Origin of the sequence: Nitrospira sp. (assembly GCA_030653545.1) — a bacterium.
GTDB lineage: Bacteria > Nitrospirota > Nitrospiria > Nitrospirales > Nitrospiraceae > Nitrospira_D.
The window spans coordinates 288,421-310,198 of the sequence record JAURZE010000022.1; the positions used below are offsets into that span (position 1 = coordinate 288,421).

Genomic DNA, 21,778 nt, shown 5'->3' on the forward strand with positions numbered 1-21,778 from the left:
CCATTTCCTTTCCCCCAGCCCATCGCTTATGATGGCCGTAGTATTGAGCGTCCATGTCTTTCGGCCACGACCGTAGCCTTGTGAGCCGAACCATCGATATAGCGGAGGACCGATCCATGGCAGATGAACATTCCCACGAAGCGCAGCAAGCCCCGGCGAAAGAGAATTTTATTCCCGGCGTGAAGCATGTCATTGCCGTCAGCAGCGGCAAAGGCGGCGTCGGCAAATCGACGGTCGCCTCAAACCTGGCCTGTGCCCTGGCCCTGACCGGGGCAAAGGTCGGTCTCATGGATGCAGACCTCTACGGCCCCAACATTCCCATGATGATGGGCAGCTCAAAAGGCCCAGAGCAAAAAGACGGCAAGATCGTCCCGGTGGAAAACTACGGGGTAAAACTGATCTCGATGGCCTACCTGGTGCCGGAAGAAGCGCCGCTCGTGTGGCGAGGCCCGATGGTCCATCAATATCTGCAGGCGTTTTTCCGCGACGTATTGTGGGGCAACCTGGACTACCTCCTGCTCGACCTGCCTCCCGGCACCGGAGATGTCCAACTCTCCATCTCGCAAATGGTGCCCCTGGCCGGCGCCATTACCGTGACCACGCCGCAGGAAGTGGCACTCTACGATGTCCGGAAGGGCATGGCGATGTTCCAGAAAGTGAACGTCCCGCTGCTCGGCATCGTCGAAAACATGAGCTCGTTCGTCTGCGGCCATTGCGGCGAACGCACCGACATCTTCTCGCATGGCGGCGGGGAGCGGGCCGCGGAGAAACTGGGCATTCCCTTCCTCGGGCGCATCCCCATCGATCCGGCGATTCGCGACGGCGGCGATTCCGGCCATCCGATCGTGGTAGGCAATCCCGCCTCTCCCCAGGCGGCCGCCTTTCGGGACATAGCTCAAAAGATCATTCACGCGTTAGGCGCGACGGAACAGAGCGGCTCGTCGATCGACAGCCTGCTGAAGAAGATCAAGCAGCCATTTACCAATAGCTAACAGGGCGTCTCACAGCGGAGGAACGGCAATGGGAGATTTCGTACGGGTCGCGGGCAGGGCAGATGTGAAACCCGGGCATGCCATCATCGCGGAAGTCAACGGCAAGACCCTGGCGGTCTTCAATGTCGATGGCACCTTTCACGCGATCGACAATACCTGCGTGCATCGTGGGGGGCCGTTGGGTGAAGGGGACGTCGAAGGCAGCGTCGTGACCTGCCCCTGGCACGGCTGGCAGTTCAATGTTACGACGGGAGAATGCGTCAAGAACCCTGCGGCCAAAGTCGAAGTATATCAAGTCAAAGTCGAGGGCGACGACATCAAGGTCCTCGCATAATTCGCTTACACAGAAAGAGAGCACGATGGCGACCACCACAAAAGATCAGACCGAGATCACCGCGGCCCTGGTGCGGCTTTATGTCTTCCTCGCCCAATATCTCGATCGCTGCTTCGATGAAGCCGCCCGCAAGAGTTACCCGGACTCGGAGCTGCAGGCCCACCTGACAGAGACACGCACACAGCTCATGGAGATTCTCTCTGTGAATCCCGTCGTGAAGAAGAAACTCGAAGAAGACTGCAACCGGATTCTGGCTCTGGGCGCGACGTGCTTGACCTCCGGCGCAGCAGATCCCAAGACCCGTGAATCGATTCAGGCAGAACGGGCAATCCTCAAGAGCAAAACCCTCGCGCTGAGCGACCTCGTCGCCGTGTTTCGCGCGTTGGAATAAGGCCCCGCACGCTATGGGAGAGAGCGGCCTCGATAAACATCAGCTCGCCGGGCTGGATTATCGGGAGAGGGGATTCAACCGCCCCGTTGAATTCGTACGAGCCGGGGAACAGTTTTGCGCCATCTTGCGATATGAAACCATTCGCATCAGTACTGATCCTCACCCAGGGCAAGATGCGGCGCTCATGGCACTCATTCGGGATCTGCACCTGCAGGGATATCGGCAACTCAGAACCCAGGTCAGCTTTCGCAACGGCATCTACCTCGGCTCGCAAGAACTGTGGGTCGAATATCCGGACCCCGCGCCGCCTCCAAAGCCGGCAGGCTTGCTGAGCAAGATCCTGGGATTGTTTCGAGCGCGTAGACAGGACAACACCCTCTCATGAGCCTCATCTCGATCGAAGCACTCCGCTCTCCCGAACGTCCACGTTTGCCCGCCTGGTTCAAAATCAATGCACAGACCGGTCCGGACTATCTCGACATCAAGCAGACGATGGACCGCCTCAAGCTCCACACCATCTGCGAAGAAGCCCGCTGCCCCAATCGGTGGGAATGTTGGAACGCGCGCACCGCCACCTTCCTGATTCTGGGTGACATCTGCACAAGGCGCTGCCACTACTGCTCGGTTGAGACGGGGAGACCCCTCGCAGTCGATCACGGCGAACCTCAGCGGGTCGCTGAAGCCGTTCAGGCGCTCGGCCTCCGCCATGCCGTCATCACCTCGGTAAATCGCGACGAGTTGCCTGACGGTGGCGCAACCATCTTTGCGGAAACGATCCGCCAGACGAGGGCCCTCAGCCCAGGCTGTACGATTGAAGTCTTGATTCCTGACTTTGAGGGAAATGAGGCCGCGCTCACCACCGTCTGCGCAGAACAACCGGAGATCCTGAATCACAACATCGAGACCGTCCGCCGCCTCTTTCCATCGCTCAGGCCGCAAGGCAAGTATCAGCGGTCGATTGAATTACTCGGCCAGGCCAAGCGGCAAGGAATGACGACCAAATCCGGCTTGATCCTGGGTATGGGAGAGACGCTCGACGAAGCCCGCGACGTGATGCGCGACTTGCGCGCCGTCAATTGCGACATCATGACGATCGGACAATACCTCCAACCGACAAGAGACCATCTGCCGGTCGCTCGCTATTACGACCCCTCCGACTTCGCACTCTTAAAAGAGGAGGGGATTGCCATGGGCTTCACTCACATCGAATCAGGACCGCTGGTGAGAAGTTCCTATCATGCGGAACAACAAACCGTTCAGACGATGGAATCATCGTGAAACTAACGGAGGGCAATGGCCCGCGCAATACTCACCCCCGCACGAAATACGAAATGGCCATGAGCGCCACCCCGATTACGACCAGCGCATAGACATTCGCGACGAAGTAGGGGAAGACACAAAGGGCAACTCCCACGCAGAGCGGGACCACGGCCTTTTGCTCTCTACCATAGATACAAAAGCCGACACCGATCGATCCAAAAAGCATCCCCCACATCAACGCAGCCGTACTGCCCAGTTCAAACATGGCTCAGGATCTCACTTGGCTGAAGCGAAAGCCTTGGCGATCAGCTCCTGAGCCGCACCCTGTATCTGTTTCAAATGTTCCTTACCTCGAAAGCTCTCCGCATAGAGCTTGTAGACATCTTCCGTTCCGGAGGGGCGGGCGGCAAACCAGCCTTGCTCGGTCACCACTTTCAATCCGCCGATGGCTGCGCCGTTGCCGGGGGCTGTTGTCATCATGGCGACGATCTTATCACCGACGAGTTCAGTGGCTTGAACCTGAGCAGGGGAGAGCTTGGAGAGAATCGCCTTCTGTTCGGGCGTTGCCGCGGCATCGATTCGTTCATACACCGGTTCGCCCAGCTCCTTAGTCAGATCCTGATAGAGTTGCGCGGGATCTTTGCCGGTCTTGGCCATCATCTCAGCCGCCAGCAAATCCATGATGATGCCGTCTTTATCGGTGGACCAGACGCTTCCATCACGCCGTAAGAAAGACGCCCCGGCGCTCTCTTCACCGCCGAAGCCGAGCGAACCATCCAGCAATCCATTCACAAACCACTTGAAGCCGACCGGCACTTCAACAAGTTTCCGCTTGAGCTTGCCGGCGACTCGATCGATGAGACTGCTGCTGACCAACGTCTTGCCGATACCGGCATCAGACTTCCAGCCAGGACGATTGGCAAACAAGTAGGCGATCGATACGGCGAGGTAATGATTCGGATTCATCAAACCGGCCGTGCGTGTCACGATCCCATGGCGGTCGTTATCGGCATCGTTGCCGAACGCCACGTCGAAGCGATCTTTCAGCGCGATCAGATTCGCCATGGCATAGGGCGAGGAACAATCCATCCTGATTTTTCCGTCCCAGTCCAGAGGCATGAAGCGAAAGGTCGGATCGACGGTGGGGTTCACATTTTCAATGTCCAATCCGTAGCGCTCAGCGATCGGCTGCCAATAGGCCACACCGGAGCCGCCCAGCGGATCGATGCCAAGTGTCAGCTTGGCCGACTTGATCACGTCTAGGTCGATGACATTATCCAGATCCTTCACGTAGGCGTTGAGGTAATCATGTCGATGAGTTGTAGGAGCTTTTCGAGCTTGTTCATAAGACAGACGCTTCACCCCTTGAAGTGTGCCTGCAAGAAGGGCATTGGCTCGATCTTCGATCCATTTGGTGACCTGCGTATCGGCCGGTCCGCCATGCGGCGGATTGTACTTGATACCACCATCTTCAGGCGGATTATGCGAAGGGGTAATGACAATGCCGTCGGCCAGACCGGATGTGCGGCCGCGGTTATAGGTCAGGATCGCATGAGAAATGACCGGGGTCGGTGTAAAGCCGCCATCCTGATCGATCATCACCGTGACACCATTGGCCGCAAGCACTTCAAGCGCCGAGATAAAGGCAGGCTCTGACAACGCGTGGGTATCTTTGCCGAGATACAGCGGTCCGGTCGTCTGCTGCGCGGCACGGTATTCGCTGACTGCCTGGGTGACGGCGAGAATATGCTGCTCGTTGAAGCTTCGCTTGAGGGATGACCCACGGTGGCCGGATGTCCCAAATGTCACACGCTGGTCACGAACCGTAACGTCGGGCGTATCTGACATATAGGCAGAGAGCAGCCGATGGACATCGACAAGAATGGACTGTGGAGCCGGCTGACCGGCCAAGGGATGAATCGGCATAGAAAGCCTCGCGCGAAGTCATTGGCTGAGTTGCTACAGACTGTTGCATGTACGCTTTGAGCGAGAGACTGTCAATCCGTGAGAGAATATCGGATGGCCAATGGGGTAAGGCTCTCTTGATCAACGGCTGAAGAGAAGAGTAAAGATATGGGCAGTAAATCCCATTCGACTATGTAGTTTACATAATACCTCTTATCAGACGCTACTATTCAGAAGACTTATGCGCTTAGATTTCCTCAATCGCCTTCAGAAAGAACTTTCCGTTACGAGCACCGCTCTCCACGAAGCGGTTGTCTCAATTGCAGAGCGTGTCAATCGCAAGGTTCAGATCCTCCGCCTCCATTGGCAGGCATCAAGCGTACTTGAGGGAATCGATGCCATCAGCCAGGATCTTGGACATCAGATCGTTGACCAGATCTCCCGCCGCCCCTCCGAGCGCCGCCCTCTCGATCCTGACCTCTCGGAGGTCGACAACACCATCCATCGTGCCACCACACGCATCCAGACGCTCAAACAATCACTGGTTGAACTCGATGTTCAAATCAGGCAGCTGAAGCTGGAAACCATCCACGAAGACCTCCTCCGCCTCCAGCAGGATCTCAGCCAACGTTCGGCCGGCATTGAACGAGTCATGATCCCGCACAGTTCTGCCGCTGTCGGACAACGCATTGGCGACGTTCCGCGTTCATCATCCGTTCACATCGCCACGGTCATGCGCGGACCATTCCTTTTGGCGCCTGCTGAAGACCTGACCTTCCGTACAGGCGACATTGTCGTCCTCATGGGTGGCCAGACGGAGCTGGATCATCTCTCCACCTGGTTTACCCGCCGCCGTCACTCCACCTCCTCCGCAACGCAGCCCGCCTAGCCCCATAGGCAGGAGCCTAGGCCTTCCGGTAGAATGAATCTATGATGATGCGTGGGACTCGAGCTTTCAGAGCCACTCTGATCTTCACAGTGCTCCTATTGCCTTGGGCAAATCCTCTCGCGACGGCAGCGATCACGGATTCTCCGGGAATACGGATGCTCGAAGAAATTCAGACTGTCATTACCGATCTGGCGGAAGAAGCCAAGCCGTCCGTCGTGAACATCTTTCCAATTCCCGGAGCAGGAAGATCGCGTGAGTCTGGCGCAGACCGCACGCCCGGTGCATCGGGGTCCGGATCCGGCCTCATTGTGGACAACGAGGGACACATCGTCACGAACAACCATGTCATCGGCGATGCCCTTGAAGTCGAGGTCCGTTTATTCGACAAGACGAAATTGATCGCACATGTCGTCGGGAAAGATCCGGACACCGATCTGGCACTCCTAAAAGTCACCGTCGATCGCGCGTTGCCTTTTGCCCGATTTGGCGATTCCAGCGCGGTGCGCGTCGGTCAGTGGGTGCTTGCTGTGGGGAACCCGTTTGGACTTGATCGCACCGTCACGCTGGGTGTGGTGAGCGGAATCGGACGGGAAAACGTCAATCTCTCCCGTTACGAAAACTTCATTCAGACCGACGCCTCGATTAACCCCGGCAATTCCGGCGGACCGCTCTTCAATCTGCGCGGGGAAGTCATCGGCATCAATACCGCCATCATCAACTTCGCCCAAGGGATCGGATTTGCCATTCCCTCGAATATGACCAAACAGGTCATTCAGCAACTGATCGCACGCGGCAAAGTGGTGCGCGGATGGCTGGGGGTCGGCATCCAGCCGCTCACGCCGGAGCTGGCGAAAAAGTTCGGTGTGACTGAAGGCGAAGGGATCCTCGTCAATGAGGTCTTCGAAAAAGATCCGGCCGCCGAAGCCGGCATCAAGCCCGGCGACATTATTCTGACGATCGACGGCAGCGTGGTGGACTCTCCGAACAAGCTGTCCCGCTTGATCGGCGCGCTCCCGCCCGGCGCTGCCCCGAAGATCGAAGTCATCAGAGATTTCACGCGACACATCCTCACCGTTCCCTTGAGTGAACGACGGGACACCGCGGTCATGGCCTCTCTCCCGCAGTCCCGAACCGAGGTGAAACTGGGGCTCGATCTTCAGGACCTCTCAGCCGGACTGGCAGAAAAATTCAAACTCCGCGAAACGCGCGGCGTGCTGATTACCAAAGTTGATCCAGGCAGCCTGGCTCACGCAGAAGGGCTTCGTGAAGGCGACCTGATCAAGGAAGTCAACCGCGCCGACGTCGCCACCGTCGGAGAATTCACGTCGGCGATCACAAAAGTCCGGCGCGGCGACACGGTCCTACTCCGCGTCCTTCGAGAAAATCGCGCGTTCTACGTCGTCCTCAAATCCACCGACTAAGCGGCCTTAGTGCGCCGCGACGGCATGCGGTTCAACCTTGTGTCCCTCAATGATCTTCCCCGCCAGCTCTCGCGGAACTTCCTCGTAGCGGGCAAACTCCATCCCGTAACTGCCCCGCCCGCCGGTCATTGCGTTCAGCGCCGGGGCATACTTCAGCGACTCCGCTAACGGCACGAGGGCTTTGATCTGTTCGGCATGGTCATCCGCCTGCACCGAAACAATTCGTCCCCGGCGCGCATTGATGTCCCCCATGACGGCGCCGACGGTGTCCGTTGGGGCCTCGATCTCCATCAGCATCAGCGGCTCAAGCAGAACGGGATGTCCCGCTTCCATCGCCTTTTTGAAGGCCATTGACCCGGCAATCTTGAATGCCATCTCGGAAGAATCGACGACGTGGAAGGAACCGTCATAGACCGTCACGCGCACATCCACAACGGGGAAGCCGCTCAGCCCGCCCTCCTGCATGGCTTCCACCACGCCTTTCTCAATTGCCGGAATAAAGTTGCGCGGGATCGCTCCCCCGACCACACGATTCTCAAAGACAAATCCTTCTCCCCTCGCCAGAGGGACGATTTCCAGCCAGCAATCGCCAAACTGACCGTGGCCACCCGTTTGCTTCTTATACTTCCCCTGCGCCTGCGAGACGGCTTTGATCGTCTCACGATAAGGGACTTTGGGCGTGTGAAGCGTGACGTCCGCTCCGAATTTCCGGTGGAGCTTCTCCAGCGCCAGATCGATATGGAGTTGCCCCATTCCACTGAGCACCATATCCTTGGTCTCGGGGTTACGGACAAATTCCAGCGTCGGGTCTTCCTCGATCAACTTATGCAAACCAAGGCTCACTTTGTCGATTTCCGACTTGGACTTGGCCTCAATGGCGAACGATAACACCGGACGAGGCAAGGCAAAGGACGGATAACAGATCGGCGCACTCTCGTGACAGAGCGTGTCGCCTGTCTGCGTATCCTTGAGTTTCCCGATCGCTACAATGTCTCCCGACTTGGCCGCACTGATGAGCACATGCTTCTTGCCCAATAGCGTATAGAAATGGCCGAGCTTCTCACGGACGTGTCTCGTCCCGTTGAGGACCGTCGAGTCCGCCTGGATCGTTCCTGACAAGACCCGGCAATAGGACAGCCTCCCGACGAAGGGGTCGATGATCGTCTTGAAGATCAGACCGGAAAACGGCTCTTGCAGGCCCCCCTTCCGTTCGCACGGCTGCCCAGTTTCTGGGTGCCGCCCTAGCGCAGGATGAATGACAGCCCGTTCTGCAGGCGACGGCAGTAGGGTGACAAGAGCATTGAGCAATGACCATACGCCGACATTGCGCAGCGCCGAGCCGGCATAGACCGGAAGGAACTGCCTGGTCTGGATATCGCTCCGAAGCCCTTCCACTAATTCATCCCGATTCAAATCGCCTTGTTCCAGATAGCGACTCAGCAGCCCCTCATCACGCTCAGCGACCGCTTCGATTAATTGTTTCCGCGCATGCTTGACCGCCTGTTCCATCTCGGGAGGAGCTGCGGCTCGTTCGATCTTGGGAGAGGAGCACCCTGAGCGGATCAATGTTTCATCCAGCAGATCAATCACGAAATCGAAACCGGAACCGGAGTGCGCAGGCAGCACCATAGGAATCGGCGTACACTCCAACTGCGTCCGGCAGAGATCCAAGGCAGCGTCGAACGAGGCGCCTTCCCTATCCAACCCGTTCACGAACACGAGACACGGCAAGTCCAGATCTCTCACTCTGTGCCAAAGGCGGGCCAGTTCAGTCCGGACTCCGGCGTCGGGATTGACTACGATGATGACGGCATCAACGGCCCGCAAGGCGGACAGCGATTCACCCGATAGGCTCAGTGCGCCGGGAGAATCGACGAGCGTGATCGCCGTCTGATTCCAGGTCAAGTGGAGAAGGCTCGTGCTGGCGGAACAGTGATGATGGAGTTCTTCCGGTTCGAAATCGGAAACGGTCGTGCCCTGGAGTACGGAGCCGAGAGTCGGGATGGCACCGCTTGTGTAAAGCAGGGCCTCAGTGAGGGATGTCTTGCCTGCGCCGACGTTGGACACCAACGCGATATTCCTGACGGACTCTACGCGAATCTCGCCCATGGCAGACCCTCCTTATAGCTAGTCGCAAATATTGTTAGACCATCAGCCTCCTCATTGTCGTCCCTGCTTGTTTGTCGTCTCGCCCTGACTGATCGAGTACCTCGTTATACCTTAATCCATCCTTCATCGGCAAAGCTCACGTATCGACCGTCTCCGATGACCAGATGGTCCAACACACGAATCCCCAGCACTTCGCCGGCCGTCACCAGTCGGTCCGTCAATCGACGATCTTCGGTACTCGGTGTCGGATCACCGCTGGGGTGATTATGCAGGAAGATCACACCCGCGGCAGACTCACGGACCGCAAGGGCAAACACTTCACGCGGATGGACGATGCTCAACGTGAGACTCCCCTCCGACACCGTGGCCTCTTTCATGACCGTATTCTTCGCATCGAGCAAGATGACCTTGAAGATTTCGTGCTTGAGATCGCGTACCAGTGGGTGGAAGTGCCGAAACAAATCTGAGCTGGATGAAATTTTTGTCCCCGTCGAGAGGGGAATCGCCATGGCTCGCTTTCCCAATTCAAGCGCCGCCTTCAGCTGGGCAACTTTTGCCGGACCTATTCCTGGAATCGTACAGAGTTCTTCAATTCCGCTCCGGGCCAACGATGCCAGCCCGCCGACGCGGTGCAGCAGCTCCATCGCGACCTGCACTGCGGATGAATCTCGACGTCCAGTTCTCAACAAAATCGCCAACAATTGCGCATCCGACAGCATCTCAGGCCCTTTGGCCAGAAGACGTTCTCTCGGACGTTCAGTCGCAGGCCAGTGCCCGATCCCTCTGTGAGTGTCAGTCGTCATGATTCACCCTCTCTGAACAAAAATCTGACGCCACGCACCTTTTTGCACGACCCCCTGGGGTAGGTTTTACCCCATGGAGACAACTACGTAACCGATAAACCATTGAAATATTGACACACGACAATTTGGTGCAGCTTTTGCTTAATTCGGCACACAGCTGTTCATGCAGACACCTGGGAGGATTCGATGGAATGTCCGAAATGCAAAGGGCTGATGATGTTGGAGCGGTTCTCAGACTTCTTCCTCATTTTTTACGCCTGGAAATGCATCAACTGCGGCGCGATCATCGATCGCACGATTTCCAATAATCGAAGAAAGAGTCTGGCCGCTCGGGATACCCAACCGGTATCAGCCAGTAAATGATTAAGCATTGATTCGCTGTCGTCCGATCCGACCCGGTTATCGAGTCGCCCTCAATCGGAGAGCTCGCGCATCCACGCAAGAGTGGGTGCGGCGAAAGTATAGCGGCTTCCTAATGGATGGTCAAAATGATCCATCCCCCTGACTGTTTCCAGACCAAAGTCACATCATCGCCAGCCCCTAACTTCCCTCCAGTACGTCAGCCCCGCTTCGTCCCTTGACCCCTGCAAAAACGCTGTGTTAGAGTCCTGCTCTCTTAACGATGTCCCGTATTTACTGACATGCGAGTTATAGCTGGATCCCACCGGGGTCGACGCCTTCAGGGACCGCACGGCACCGCACTTCGTCCTACCTCTGACCGAGTCAGGGAAGCATTGTTTTCTATCCTGGGTAACCGGCTTCCAGATAGTCGCGTGTTGGATCTCTTTGCGGGAACCGGAGCGATTGGCATTGAGGCACTCAGCCGTGGAGCAGCGCACGTGACAGCCGTTGAGTCACAAGCTGAATCATTGAAACTCTTGCGGCACAATGTCGCGGAGTGTGGGATGAACACCCTCGTCACGGTTCACGCAAGAACGGTCAAACAATTTCTAACGCGTCCAGAGTTGTGGGTCGGCCCCTATGATATTGTATTTGCCGATCCTCCTTATGACCTGGCCTACAAACTCGAAGACATCTTCCAAACCGTCCATGCTACACTCACGCCACCCGATGCCTGGCTGGTTGTCGAACACGCGTCGAAATCCACCCTTCCCGACCGGCTGGGCTTGGCAACGTTTAGGAAGCACTATCAATACGGAGATACGGCACTGTCGATCTATTCGTTTCCCGCAGAGGCCACAGCATGAAAATCGGTATATACCCCGGCACCTTTGACCCGATTACGCACGGTCATACCGATATCATTACACGCAGCCTTCGCGTCTTCGACAAGGTGGTCGTGGCGGTCGCACCTAATCCAGCCAAACATCCGCTCTTTAATCTGACCGAGCGGCTGGAGATGGTGAAGCTGGTCATGAAGGATCTAACCCAGGTCGATGTGACCGTCTTCGAAGGCCTCCTGGTCGACTATGTCGCACGGTCGGGAGCCCATGCCATTATTCGAGGGCTGCGAGCCATTTCTGACTTCGAGCACGAATTTCAGATGGCCCTCATCAACCGGAAACTGGCCAAGAATGTGGAGACCGTATTTCTCATGCCCAGCGAAGAATTTTCGTACCTCTCTTCCACCATCATCAAAGACGTTGCCCAGCACGGCGGTCCGTTAACGGAGTTCCTGCATCCCGACGTGGCTCGACGTCTTGAAGAACGAATCCGGAGCCTCAAACAATGAAACTCGCCGCACGCGTCAGTCGAATCACTCCGTCTCCGACATTAGCCATGACCGCGACGGCCAAAGCCATGGCTGCGCAAGGGATCGATGTCGTCGATTTCTCATCCGGGGAACCGGATTTCGATACGCCGGAACCCGTCAAGGCCGCGGCCGAAGCAGCCATTCGCGCCGGCTTTACGAAATATACCCCTTCGTCAGGCATCGACGAGCTTCGTCAAGCCATTGCCGATAAACTTCTCGCTGAGCAAGGTTTGCGCTATGAGAAGGCCCAAATCTTGGTTTCCTGCGGAGCCAAGCACTCGCTCTACAACGTCGCCGAAGCCCTCCTAGAGGCCGGCGATGAGATTATTATTCCAACACCCTACTGGGTGTCCTACGCCGATCAGGCGCTCCTCAATGATGCCACCCCTGTGCTGCTCCCGACCAGGGAAGACCAGGACTATGCCATCAATCCTGAGGAACTGCAGAAGTTAGTCACGCCGCGCACCAAAGCCATCATCGTCAATAGCCCCTGTAATCCGACCGGAGCCACCTACGACAAGCGCACACTGGAGGCCATTGCAACCATCGCGGTGAAGCACAACCTCCTGATCATCTCCGATGAAATTTACGAGAAGGTGCTGTACGACGGAGCGACGCATATCAGCATCGCCACCCTGGGACCTGAAGTGGCCGAGCGCACCGTCATCATCAATGGTGTCTCCAAGGCCTACGCCATGACGGGATGGCGCATCGGCTATGCAGCCGGACCGAAGCCCCTTCTGACCGCCATGGCCAACATCCAAAGCCAAAGCACGTCAAACCCCTGTTCGATCTCGCAGAAGGCCGCCGTCGCCGCGCTGAAACTTGGCGGACCGTTTACAGAAATGATGGTGGTGGAATTCGACCGGAGAAGAAAAGTCATGGTGGAGCGCCTCAATGCGATTCCTGGCGTGTCCTGCCGGATGCCTGGAGGAGCCTTCTATGCCTTTCCCAACATCGGCGGCGTACTGGGGCGAACAGGACCGAACGGACCGGTGGCTTCACCGCAGGCATTGGCGAACTATCTCTTGAAGGAGGCCCATGTGGCCGTGGTGCCCGGTGAGCCATTCGGCAGTCAGCACCACATTCGGTTGTCCTATGCGACCAGCATGGACACCATCACGAAGGGATTGGATCGCATTGCTGCCGCGTTTGGTAAGCTGACAGCATGACCGCCACTTGACTCACGCGCAACAAGGGTTATTGGTAGATTATCGACTACGCATTCCGGAGGGTCACACGTGCCTATTTACGAATATCTCTGCCACGATTGTTCATATACGTTTGAACTCAAACAGAGCATGAAAGACGAAGCCGTCGCCACCTGTGCGAAATGCGGCAAATCCGTCAGCCGAATCATTTCGGCACCCGCAATCATGTTCAAGGGATCCGGCTGGTACATTACGGACTATTCGGACAAGATGAAACCGCCGACCGGGGAGACCACCAAACCGACGCCCACGGCCACAACGACGGCGCCGGCTGAGTCGTCGGCGACACCAGCGGCAGCTTCGTCATCGACGCCCTCCGCACCATCTGCGCCACCGGCTTCCGGAGGAACGACCAGCTCGTCCACTCCATCCGCCAGCAGCGCACCTGCATCCAGCACCACCTCAGGCCAGAAGTAGGCTGACGTCTCCGAACTAGCACGCTGTTAAAAACTCGGCACAAGAAAAACAAACGGCTAGCATGCTCAATAGAGCATAGAGACATCCATGCTATGAGGATGCTCAAACACGCCGGACAGCAAGGCCGCAGCGAGCGAAGAGGCGAGGCGTACGCGGCGGTACGTTGAGCCTCTGAGTGAAGCGAGAACGCCGCTGGCGGACTGTTTCAGCATCCGAGCTACCTTCGCTTGGCCGGAACGTTCTTCTTGACAGGAGCCTTCGCGGCAGGTTTGGCCGTTGGCTTGGCAACAGCCTTGGCAGGAGCCTTCGGGGCCATTGCCTTGACCGCCTTGACCCGCAACGCCTCGACCTGATTCTGAAGGCTAGAGATCATTCCGGTCTTTTCACGATTCATCCGTCCCAGGTCATCGACTTGGGTCTGTAGATCTTGCTTCGCCTTAGACAGATCGTTGATCTGATTCTGAAGCTGGGCCTTCTCCATATTCACCGTTTGCACTTCCGAACGGAGCTGTTCCACCTGGGCCTGAAGCGCAGGCGGCCAATAGTCACAGCCCGACACCGCCACCCCCACCACCGCCACTATCCCAACAAGCATTCGCTGACGCAGCACATTCACCATACGACCCTCCTTTCTGACATCCATGCGCGGATGTATAGCATACTTCTCACGGCTTGAGGTGAAATCCTCGCGCCACAAGCGCCTGTTGAATCATCGTTCGATCGATCGGCCCTTCGCGAATCATCCGCACGCCGTCACACACGCTCAACACCGTCGACGGCAATCCGCCCCGCGTGGGTCCGCCATCAACGATGACATCGACCATGGTGCCGATCGTCCGTTCCACCTCGGCCGCAGTTTGAACCGGCGACTCCCCTGAGCGATTCGCACTCGTACCCGTTAATGGTCCCGTATGCCGAAGAAGCTCCGCGAGAGCGGCGTGAGAAGTATGACGAACCCCGACCGTGCCGGTCCCAGCCGTGATAGCCGTTGGAAGTCCTGGACCGGCGGAAAACACCAGCGTCAGCGGTCCCGGCCAAAAAGCCTCCATCAGCACCTGCGCGGCAGGAGACACCTCGGCGACAAGATCCTGAAGCTGTGCCTGATCACCAATCAGAATCAAAATAGGTTTGCCATCCGGTCGACCCTTGATGGAGAGCAGGCGCGCCACCGCCGCCCCATCGAGCGGATTTGCCCCTAAGCCATAATAGGTTTCTGTAGGAATCCCGAGCACCCCGCCGGCCTGCACCAATCGGGCAATCCGGGGGAACAGCACATCTGAATCCGTTGCAGAGTACGACTCGATGACAGCCATGAAAGGTGCGGGATGCGTGGAACTGCTAGCTGCTGCGCCGAAGAGCGCGATGGGCGATATCCGTCCGGTAATGCTGTCCGTCGAAAGAAATCCGCTGAACCTGCCGGTAGGCGGCCTGTTGCGCGTCCGCGATCGTGGCCCCTCGCCCGGTGACGCCTAAGACCCGGCCACCGGCGGTCACCACGTCAGAGCCCTTTCGGACAGTGCCGGCATGAAACACCGTCGCTGAGGGATCGCCGTCAGCAAGTCCGTGGATGGCCTTTCCCGTTTCATAACTACCGGGATAGCCCTCCGACGTCATCACCACACACACGGCACAGTCGTCATGCCACTCCACCGTCAACTGATCCAGCCGATGCTCGACAACGGCCTCGATCACATCGATGAGATCAGACTTCAGCAGCGGCAACACCACCTGTGTTTCAGGATCGCCCATACGCGCATTGAACTCGAGCACATAGGGCACGCCCTTCACGACCATGATTCCGGCGTATAACACCCCTTGAAACGGAGAACCCATTCGGGACATCGCCGACACAATCGGCTGCAACACGTCGCGAGTGACCTGCATACGCAAGGCCGGGGTGCCCAACGGAGCCGGGCAGTAGGCGCCCATCCCCCCCGTGTTGAGCCCCGTGTCGCCGTCGCCCACACGCTTGTGATCCTGTGCCGGCAACATGGGCACCACCGCCTTACCATCCGTAAACGCCATGATGGTGAGTTCTTCGCCGTCGAGGAATTGTTCGATGAGCACGCGCTGGCCGGCCTGCCCGAAGACGGCATGTTCCATCGAATCGACGATCGCCTGCTTCGCCTGCTCGCGAGTGGTCGCAATGACCACGCCCTTGCCCTGCGCCAGCCCATCGGCCTTAATGACGACCGGGAGTTCGTGCGCCTCGACATACGCGAGCGCCTCGTCCATCTTTTCAAAACTCTTCGCCCGTGCCGTCGGAATCTTGGCCAAGGCCATCACATCCTTCGAAAAGATCTTGCTGGATTCCAGCCGGGCGGCATTTTTGGTCGGACCAAAGATTTTCAACTTGGCCTTACGAAACTCATCGACAATGCCGTTCGCCAGCGGCACTTCCGGGCCCACCACCGTCAGATCAACCTGTTCCTTGATGACAAAATCTTTGAGGGCCGTAATATCGTCCACCTTGATCGGCAGACAAGCCGCCAGCGACTCGATCCCGGCATTCCCCGGCGCACAGAAAATTTGCGGTTTCCGCGGACTCTGCGAGAGCTTCCACACCATCGTATGTTCGCGCCCACCGCTCCCGACGACAAGAATTTTCATGATGCTCTTAGGTGCATTAAATTAATGAGGCTTCTCAAAATGAGCCTTCCGCAAGGCCACTTCAACCGAATCGCGCCTCAAGAGGATGCTCAAACAGGACATCCAACGAGGCCGCAGGCGAGAAAAAACCGGAGGCGTAGCTACTGAGCTACGTTGAGGATTTTTTCGAGCCGAGAACGAAGTTGGGGGCCTGTTTCAGCATCCGATTAGTGGCGGAAGTGGCGCATGGCGGTCATAATCATCGCCAACCCCTGCTCGTCCGCCGCCTTGATGATCTCGGCATCGCGAATCGAGCCACCCGGTTGAATCACCGCCGTAATCCCGGCTTGCGCGGCCGCATCCAGACCGTCGCGGAACGGGAAGAACGCGTCCGAGGCCATCACGCAACCCTTCACCGGCATCTGCGCTTTCATCACCGCCAGCTTCACGCTATCGACGCGGCTCATTTGCCCGGCGCCGATCCCGACCGTCTGGCCAGGCGTTGCGTAAATGATGGCGTTCGACTTCACATGTTTGCAGACTTTCCACGCGAAAGCGCAGGCCGCATACTCCTCGTCCGTGGGCTTGCGCGCCGTCGGGACTTGCAGCGTACGAAGGTCCGTCAACACACCCAAATCGCGATCCTGCACGATCAACCCGCCGACGAGTTTCTTGAGGTCGAGTCCAACCTGCGGCACCTTCGTGAGCGGCCCGACGTCGAGCAACCGCAGATCCTTCTTGCGCTTGAGTTCGGCCAGCGCATCCTCGGCAAACCCGGGAGCAATCACCACTTCGACGAACGTTGAGGTGATTTCCTTGGCGGTGGCCAGATCGACCGGCCGGTTGAATGCCAGGACGCCACCGAACGCCGAGACCGGATCCGTCGCACGCGCCTTCACATAGGCTTCGACCGGCGTCGCGCCCAGCGCCACACCGCAGGGATTGTTGTGCTTGATGATGGCAACCGCACACTCGTCATATTCTTTCGCCAGCTCAAGGGCCGAATTCGCGTCGAGGAAGTTGTTGTACGACATCGCCTTCCCGTGCAGAATCTTCCCGCGCGACACCGACGGCTCATTGGAGTTGAATTCGCGATAGAACGCGCCCTGCTGGTGAGGATTCTCTCCGTACCGCAACGTCTCCGCCAACTCGAATTGCAGCGAGAGGATCTTGGGGAACTTCACATCTCCGCCCTGCACCTGCTTTTCGAGATAGCCCGCAATCAGGCTGTCATAGCGCGCCGTATGCTGAAACACCTTCATGGCCAGCTCGCGACGCAACACAGGCGAGACCGTTCCTGCCTTTGCCGCATCCAGCACACGCGTATAGTCCGTCGGATCGACCACGACCAGCACATCTTCATGATTCTTCGCCGCAGAGCGCAGCATCGACGGACCGCCGATATCGATATTCTCAATCGCTTCTTCGAAGGGGCAGTTCGGCTTCGCGATGGTGGCTTCAAAGGGATAGAGATTCACCACCACGACATCGATCGGGCCGATATTGTGCTGTTTCATCTGATCGACATGAGCCGGCACCGAGCGACGACCGAGCAACCCGCCATGGATTTTCGGATGGAGCGTCTTCACACGACCATCAAGAATCTCCGGCGAGCCCGTATACGCCGCCACATCCGTGACCTTCACGCCCGCGTCACGCAAGGCCTTGGCCGTCCCGCCCGTCGAGAGAATTTCTGCCCCAAGAGCTTCCAAGCCCTTGGCCATCTCGATGACTCCCGTTTTATCTGAAACACTAATCAGCGCCCGCTTGATGCTGGCCATGTCGATACTCCTTCAGAAATGCTCGATAAAGTAATGGTTTGTATCTTGGAAGGCGGGCGAAGGATAGCAAATGGATCAGGGAAGTTCAAGAATGGGTCCAAGCAGACGCCGAGCAAGAAATTCACTTCAGAAATACTGCATTCTCTTTCTAATGTGCGGACTGAACCTTGGCCTTAACCTCAGCCGCTCAGCCCCCCTCTACATCCGTAGGGTAGACTACGCCCCCGTCCAGCGACTATGATGCCCATGTCGAGAAGTATTAGTCATCAGAGCTCGTCACCACAGGCAGCGAGTTCCATTCATCATCGAGGCTCCACAATGGGTACGCATATTTTTAGCCGACACACAATCTGGACCGTCTTCGTGTCACTCCTTGTCGCTCTAGGTATGGGAGCCTGTTCAGACGTGTCGAATGCCCCGGCGCCGGCGGCGGGACCAACGGTATTGACGATTACATCTCCCGCAACGCTTCCGGCTGGCAGCATCGGCATTCCCTACTCCACGACATTAACCGCTGCGGGTGGCACGCAGCCCTTTGGGTGGTCCATTCCGTCAGGCCAAACACCAGCCCCAGGCCTCACGATGGACTCTAATGGTGTGATCAGCGGAATTCCGACAAACACAGGAAGTACGACACGGACCTACCGCGTGGTAGACTCTGCTCAACCAACTCAATCCTTTGAAACCCAGCTGACCATCGCCATCAATTCTGTCCCGCAACCCCAGATTTCCCTTCCGGCATCCTTACCCAGCGGAGTTGTTGGTACCACATATCCCGTAACCCTCACGGCAAGTGGCGGAACTCCCCCATACACCACATGGACGGTCACTCCGACGTTGCCTGCAGGACTTACTTTCACTCCGACTGGTGATACGGCAACGATCACGGGTATCCCTCAGGCGCCAAGCTCCAACAACTACACATTTAGAGTCACTGACTCCTTTTCACCAACACCGCAAACAGGAGCAAGAGCCTACACACTGAACATTAGCGCCGCACCAGCCAAACTCACAATTTCATCGCCCGCTACGTTGCCTCCAGGAACAGTTAATCAGGGGTATAGCGAACAATTGACATCGACAGGTGGTACCGGGACAGTCAGCTGGAGCCTGTCCAGCAGTACACCAAACCCAATCCTTCCAGGACTTTCGTTGTCCTCAGGTGGACTTCTCAGTGGATCATCCCTGTCATCTCCAGCCGTAACCAACTATGCAATGCGATTTAGAGTGCAGGACTCGGCGTTCCCTGCGGACACCGATGAAAAAACATTGACTATTACAACGAGCTTACCCACAGCTCTGAATATCACAACGCCATCACTCCCGAATGGGGTACTGAATCAGCCCTATGATCAGCCCTTGGCAGCCAGCGGTGGATCTGGGACTCGTACGTGGAGCTTCCAAGGTGGCACAATTCCAAATCTCAGCATCAATTCCTCAACCGGTAGAATTACGGGAAACCCAACACCAACGGGTCCCTCATTCACCTTCACAGTCCAGGTCACCGACGCCTTGTTCACTGCCACGAAGCAATTCACCATTGCCATCACGGCTCCACCAGCACCGACGATAAACTCTCCTGCCTCGCTCCCAACAGGAACAGTGAACGTAGACTACCCTGCAACGACGCTTTCAGCCAGTGGAGGCGCACCGCCGCTGGCTTTTCAACCAGTGGGATTGCCGTTCGGCTTGTCGTTTAATGCAGCAACTGCCACGATTTCTGGAATGCCGACAAGTAGCGGGTCTCAGCCTGTCACCTTCACCGTCAATGATTCCACTGTTCCATTCAATCAGACTGGCACCAGGCAATATACTTTAACTGTTAATGCAGCGCTCACAATTGGCACGAGCTCACTTGATTCAGGCACTGTCGGTACATCCTATAGCACCTCGCCATTGACTGCTTCGGGAGGCACACCGCCTTACACATGGTCAATCACTGGCACTGGAGCACCTAACATAGCCGCGCCTGGCCTAACCTTGAGTTCAGGTGGTGTGATTAGCGGAATACCTACAACCGATGTTGGAAGCCCCTTCACGAGAACCTATCGAGTCCAGGATAACAATGGAGTAGCGGCAACCAAGCAATTGTCGATCACAATCAACGCCGCACCGATACCGCCAAATATTACGACTACAAATGCAGACCTCCCCAATGGGCTTGTGAATGGAATCGTGCCATACAGCCGAACCCTGACAGCCACAGGTGGCACAGGAGCACTAACATGGAGCGTTCTTTCCGGCGCACTCCCAACGGGTCTGACTCTCTCTACCGCCGGTGAAATTTCCGGCACGCCGTCCGTAGCGGGAACATTTGACTTTACGCCGCAGGCTACTGACACTTTGCTACAAACCGACTCAACGCCACCGCTCTTGTCGATCACGATTGACCCATGACAATCCCATCAGTGACATGATCGTGCGCCTTCAAGCCAAAAGGCTTGAGGGCGCACGATTGTTCGTTTTCATCACGCCAGGCTCCTCGCGACAAAGCTCTGCTTCTCCCTCACACCTCCCCCTTCGTAGGGCAGACAACCTCAGAGCTTTTCCTGTATGATCCATAAATATTTTCGACCGAGCGAAAACCGGCCATCAGCCGACACTTGCTCGGAATGCTGTCGGATTTTATTGCCAGAATTTCGAAGAGATCGTCGTGCGGATATTAACCCTGACGAAACCCAGCGTGATGAGCAACACAAAGAGCGCCCTTGCGAATCTGTGGACTCTTGGCCTGATGCTCCTCCTTGCGATCGGAGCCGTGTCCTGCGGCGACGTCTCTACGGCTCCCGTCCCTGCACCAGGACCAGGCGCGCTAACGATCACGACCGATTCTTTACCTGATGGAACGGTCAGTCAGCCCTACGCATGGACGTTGGGAGGATCCGGCGGAACGACACCCTATAACTGGTCCGTGACACCTGCGTTGCCTGCCAACCTCCAGCTCGATACTGCAACAGGAGCAATTACCGGCACACCAGTCGCAGAGAGTTCGATCACATATACGTTTAGCTTGAGAGACTCTTCCGCACCGAACCAGACCATACAGAAGCCCTTGCTGTTAACGATTAATTCGGCACCGGTCCCTCCGACGATCACCACCACGTCACTTCCGTCAGGAACAGTGAATCAGATCTATCCTCCCAACACGATCTTGCAAGCGAGCGGCGGCACGCCGCCCTACACCTGGTCCGTGAACCCTGCGCTCCCAAATGGATTGCAGCTGAATCTTGTGTCATCCGGCTCGATCAGCGGCACTCCTCAGGCGGGCACAAACGGTACTGCCACCTATACATTTACCGTCCTTGACTCGACCGTGCCCTTCAATCTGACGAACAACAAGCAGCTTAGCTTGACGATCAATCTTACGGTGCCCACGTTAGCAATCACATTTCCCGCAGGCTCCACACTTCCAGACGCAAATGTAAACACGTTGTATCGCCAGACACTCCTAGCTTCAGGCGGTACCCCTCCCTATACCTGGTCGGTCTCTCCCGCTCTGCCTACGTGGCTCCAGCTTGATGCCGCCACCGGAATACTTACCGGTACGCCGACAGCCACAGCCACAATCACCCGAACATACACCGTTCGCGATTCTACATTGCCGACCAATCGCACCACTTCGCGATCGATCACGATTCGCGTAAGAAACTAGCCACCCCCGCGCCTCGTTTGACTTCACTTTCCCCGCCCTCCGAGAATCCGTCCAGAGTAGATGATTGACAGGCCTGAGTATTGACTTATGAGGACCACGGGAAAAGAGAACACCCCTTGCATAGTGCGTGACGGGAGCCTGATTTATCTGGTCTGTTGAGTCAGTCTCATTTGGTTGGCTCGATGAACACGAGAGACTGACAGATCCGCAGACTGGAGAAGCCACCATGGGGTCGTTGCTCGGAAAGCGTCACTTGCCTTTCCCAACATTCTACTTGCTTTAGACTCCCATCAATCACCGTACCTCCCCC

At 57.0% G+C, this 21,778-nt stretch carries 21 protein-coding genes; 13 read left to right on the forward strand and 8 right to left on the reverse strand.

Annotated elements, in window-relative coordinates; all coding sequences use genetic code 11:
• The first annotated feature begins 116 nt into the window (after positions 1-116).
• From Q7U39_08135 to lipA, 5 genes are read left to right on the forward strand one after another with little or no spacing between them, the layout of a single operon-like run.
• A complete protein-coding gene (locus Q7U39_08135) occupies positions 117-992 on the forward strand; it encodes an Mrp/NBP35 family ATP-binding protein (protein MDO9117911.1) in 876 nt (291 codons plus the stop codon).
• Between the two features lie 28 nt (positions 993-1,020).
• Positions 1,021-1,326: a non-heme iron oxygenase ferredoxin subunit gene (locus tag Q7U39_08140; GenBank protein MDO9117912.1), complete on the forward strand. Its 306-nt coding sequence runs from the start codon at positions 1,021-1,023 to the stop codon at positions 1,324-1,326.
• Positions 1,327-1,351: 25 nt separating this feature from the next.
• Entirely contained in the window at positions 1,352-1,717 is a 366-nt protein-coding gene (locus tag Q7U39_08145; GenBank protein MDO9117913.1) for a hypothetical protein, read from the forward strand.
• Between the two features lie 13 nt (positions 1,718-1,730).
• Positions 1,731-2,102: a hypothetical protein gene (locus tag Q7U39_08150; GenBank protein ID MDO9117914.1), complete on the forward strand. Its 372-nt coding sequence runs from the start codon at positions 1,731-1,733 to the stop codon at positions 2,100-2,102.
• Positions 2,099-2,995: a lipoyl synthase gene (gene lipA / locus Q7U39_08155; GenBank protein ID MDO9117915.1), complete on the forward strand. Its 897-nt coding sequence runs from the start codon at positions 2,099-2,101 to the stop codon at positions 2,993-2,995. The genes Q7U39_08150 and lipA overlap by 4 nt, the downstream gene beginning before the upstream one ends.
• 31 nt (positions 2,996-3,026) lie before the next feature.
• Here lipA and Q7U39_08160 read toward each other — a convergent pair whose 3' ends face one another.
• Positions 3,027-3,242 (reverse strand): hypothetical protein, encoded by a 216-nt coding sequence (locus tag Q7U39_08160; GenBank protein ID MDO9117916.1) that lies wholly within the window; start codon positions 3,240-3,242, stop codon positions 3,027-3,029.
• An 11-nt stretch (positions 3,243-3,253) separates the two neighbouring features.
• The gene (pgm, locus tag Q7U39_08165) at positions 3,254-4,903 is read right to left on the reverse strand and encodes a phosphoglucomutase (alpha-D-glucose-1,6-bisphosphate-dependent) (GenBank protein ID MDO9117917.1); all 1,650 of its coding nucleotides are present in this window, start codon (positions 4,901-4,903) and stop codon (positions 3,254-3,256) included.
• 220 nt (positions 4,904-5,123) lie between these two features.
• Between pgm and Q7U39_08170 the strand changes: the two genes are divergently transcribed.
• Positions 5,124-5,771, forward strand: coding sequence for a TrkA C-terminal domain-containing protein (locus Q7U39_08170; GenBank protein ID MDO9117918.1), 648 nt, complete (start codon positions 5,124-5,126; stop codon positions 5,769-5,771).
• A gap of 155 nt (positions 5,772-5,926) precedes the next feature.
• Positions 5,927-7,192, forward strand: coding sequence for a Do family serine endopeptidase (locus Q7U39_08175; protein ID MDO9117919.1), 1,266 nt, complete (start codon positions 5,927-5,929; stop codon positions 7,190-7,192).
• A gap of 6 nt (positions 7,193-7,198) precedes the next feature.
• On the opposite strand, the gene fusA is transcribed toward Q7U39_08175, so the two are convergent.
• Both fusA and radC read right to left on the reverse strand, forming a co-directional pair.
• Positions 7,199-9,301: an elongation factor G gene (gene fusA, locus Q7U39_08180; GenBank protein ID MDO9117920.1), complete on the reverse strand. Its 2,103-nt coding sequence runs from the start codon at positions 9,299-9,301 to the stop codon at positions 7,199-7,201.
• A gap of 104 nt (positions 9,302-9,405) precedes the next feature.
• Positions 9,406-10,104: a DNA repair protein RadC gene (gene radC / locus Q7U39_08185; protein MDO9117921.1), complete on the reverse strand. Its 699-nt coding sequence runs from the start codon at positions 10,102-10,104 to the stop codon at positions 9,406-9,408.
• A gap of 186 nt (positions 10,105-10,290) precedes the next feature.
• On the opposite strand from radC, the gene Q7U39_08190 reads away from it, so the two are divergent.
• The 5 genes from Q7U39_08190 (at position 10,291) to Q7U39_08210 (ending at position 13,446) form a co-directional block, all read left to right on the forward strand.
• A complete protein-coding gene (locus Q7U39_08190) occupies positions 10,291-10,467 on the forward strand; it encodes a hypothetical protein (GenBank protein ID MDO9117922.1) in 177 nt (58 codons plus the stop codon).
• 278 nt (positions 10,468-10,745) lie between these two features.
• Entirely contained in the window at positions 10,746-11,312 is a 567-nt protein-coding gene (gene rsmD / locus Q7U39_08195) for a 16S rRNA (guanine(966)-N(2))-methyltransferase RsmD (protein ID MDO9117923.1), read from the forward strand.
• Positions 11,309-11,797 carry a pantetheine-phosphate adenylyltransferase gene (gene coaD, locus Q7U39_08200; protein ID MDO9117924.1) on the forward strand — a complete coding sequence of 163 codons (489 nt, stop codon included), beginning with the start codon at positions 11,309-11,311 and terminating at the stop codon, positions 11,795-11,797. Before rsmD ends, coaD begins: the two co-directional genes overlap by 4 nt.
• Positions 11,794-12,990, forward strand: a complete 1,197-nt coding sequence (locus tag Q7U39_08205; protein ID MDO9117925.1) for a pyridoxal phosphate-dependent aminotransferase — start codon at positions 11,794-11,796, stop codon at positions 12,988-12,990. The genes coaD and Q7U39_08205 overlap by 4 nt, the downstream gene beginning before the upstream one ends.
• 69 nt (positions 12,991-13,059) lie before the next feature.
• Positions 13,060-13,446 (forward strand): zinc ribbon domain-containing protein, encoded by a 387-nt coding sequence (locus Q7U39_08210; protein ID MDO9117926.1) that lies wholly within the window; start codon positions 13,060-13,062, stop codon positions 13,444-13,446.
• A gap of 217 nt (positions 13,447-13,663) precedes the next feature.
• Here Q7U39_08210 and Q7U39_08215 read toward each other — a convergent pair whose 3' ends face one another.
• The 4 genes from Q7U39_08215 to purH form a co-directional block, all read right to left on the reverse strand.
• Positions 13,664-14,065 (reverse strand): hypothetical protein, encoded by a 402-nt coding sequence (locus Q7U39_08215; protein MDO9117927.1) that lies wholly within the window; start codon positions 14,063-14,065, stop codon positions 13,664-13,666.
• Positions 14,066-14,111: 46 nt separating this feature from the next.
• The gene (locus Q7U39_08220) at positions 14,112-14,720 is read right to left on the reverse strand and encodes an L-threonylcarbamoyladenylate synthase (GenBank protein ID MDO9117928.1); all 609 of its coding nucleotides are present in this window, start codon (positions 14,718-14,720) and stop codon (positions 14,112-14,114) included.
• A 64-nt stretch (positions 14,721-14,784) separates the two neighbouring features.
• On the reverse strand, positions 14,785-16,056 hold the full coding sequence (purD, locus tag Q7U39_08225) for a phosphoribosylamine--glycine ligase (protein ID MDO9117929.1): 1,272 nt from the start codon (positions 16,054-16,056) through the stop codon (positions 14,785-14,787).
• A gap of 206 nt (positions 16,057-16,262) precedes the next feature.
• The gene (gene purH, locus Q7U39_08230; protein ID MDO9117930.1) at positions 16,263-17,816 is read right to left on the reverse strand and encodes a bifunctional phosphoribosylaminoimidazolecarboxamide formyltransferase/IMP cyclohydrolase; all 1,554 of its coding nucleotides are present in this window, start codon (positions 17,814-17,816) and stop codon (positions 16,263-16,265) included.
• Between the two features lie 2,653 nt (positions 17,817-20,469).
• Between purH and Q7U39_08235 the strand changes: the two genes are divergently transcribed.
• A complete protein-coding gene (locus Q7U39_08235; protein MDO9117931.1) occupies positions 20,470-21,468 on the forward strand; it encodes a putative Ig domain-containing protein in 999 nt (332 codons plus the stop codon).
• Positions 21,469-21,778: the final 310 nt, after the last annotated feature.

What these genes read in the sequence shown, in the direction of transcription:
- Q7U39_08135 (MDO9117911.1), top strand. Translation starts at nt 117, where the DNA reads ATGGCAGATGAACATTCCCACGAAGCGCAGCAAGCCCCGGCGAAAGAG.
- Q7U39_08140 (MDO9117912.1), top strand. Translation starts at nt 1,021, where the DNA reads ATGGGAGATTTCGTACGGGTCGCGGGCAGGGCAGATGTGAAACCCGGG.
- Q7U39_08145 (MDO9117913.1), top strand. Translation starts at nt 1,352, where the DNA reads ATGGCGACCACCACAAAAGATCAGACCGAGATCACCGCGGCCCTGGTG.
- Q7U39_08150 (MDO9117914.1), top strand. Translation starts at nt 1,731, where the DNA reads ATGGGAGAGAGCGGCCTCGATAAACATCAGCTCGCCGGGCTGGATTAT.
- lipA (MDO9117915.1), top strand. Translation starts at nt 2,099, where the DNA reads ATGAGCCTCATCTCGATCGAAGCACTCCGCTCTCCCGAACGTCCACGT.
- Q7U39_08160 (MDO9117916.1), bottom strand. Translation starts at nt 3,242, where the DNA reads ATGTTTGAACTGGGCAGTACGGCTGCGTTGATGTGGGGGATGCTTTTT.
- pgm (MDO9117917.1), bottom strand. Translation starts at nt 4,903, where the DNA reads ATGCCGATTCATCCCTTGGCCGGTCAGCCGGCTCCACAGTCCATTCTT.
- Q7U39_08170 (MDO9117918.1), top strand. Translation starts at nt 5,124, where the DNA reads ATGCGCTTAGATTTCCTCAATCGCCTTCAGAAAGAACTTTCCGTTACG.
- Q7U39_08175 (MDO9117919.1), top strand. Translation starts at nt 5,927, where the DNA reads ATGCTCGAAGAAATTCAGACTGTCATTACCGATCTGGCGGAAGAAGCC.
- fusA (MDO9117920.1), bottom strand. Translation starts at nt 9,301, where the DNA reads ATGGGCGAGATTCGCGTAGAGTCCGTCAGGAATATCGCGTTGGTGTCC.
- radC (MDO9117921.1), bottom strand. Translation starts at nt 10,104, where the DNA reads ATGACGACTGACACTCACAGAGGGATCGGGCACTGGCCTGCGACTGAA.
- Q7U39_08190 (MDO9117922.1), top strand. Translation starts at nt 10,291, where the DNA reads ATGGAATGTCCGAAATGCAAAGGGCTGATGATGTTGGAGCGGTTCTCA.
- rsmD (MDO9117923.1), top strand. Translation starts at nt 10,746, where the DNA reads ATGCGAGTTATAGCTGGATCCCACCGGGGTCGACGCCTTCAGGGACCG.
- coaD (MDO9117924.1), top strand. Translation starts at nt 11,309, where the DNA reads ATGAAAATCGGTATATACCCCGGCACCTTTGACCCGATTACGCACGGT.
- Q7U39_08205 (MDO9117925.1), top strand. Translation starts at nt 11,794, where the DNA reads ATGAAACTCGCCGCACGCGTCAGTCGAATCACTCCGTCTCCGACATTA.
- Q7U39_08215 (MDO9117927.1), bottom strand. Translation starts at nt 14,065, where the DNA reads ATGGTGAATGTGCTGCGTCAGCGAATGCTTGTTGGGATAGTGGCGGTG.
- purD (MDO9117929.1), bottom strand. Translation starts at nt 16,056, where the DNA reads ATGAAAATTCTTGTCGTCGGGAGCGGTGGGCGCGAACATACGATGGTG.
- purH (MDO9117930.1), bottom strand. Translation starts at nt 17,816, where the DNA reads ATGGCCAGCATCAAGCGGGCGCTGATTAGTGTTTCAGATAAAACGGGA.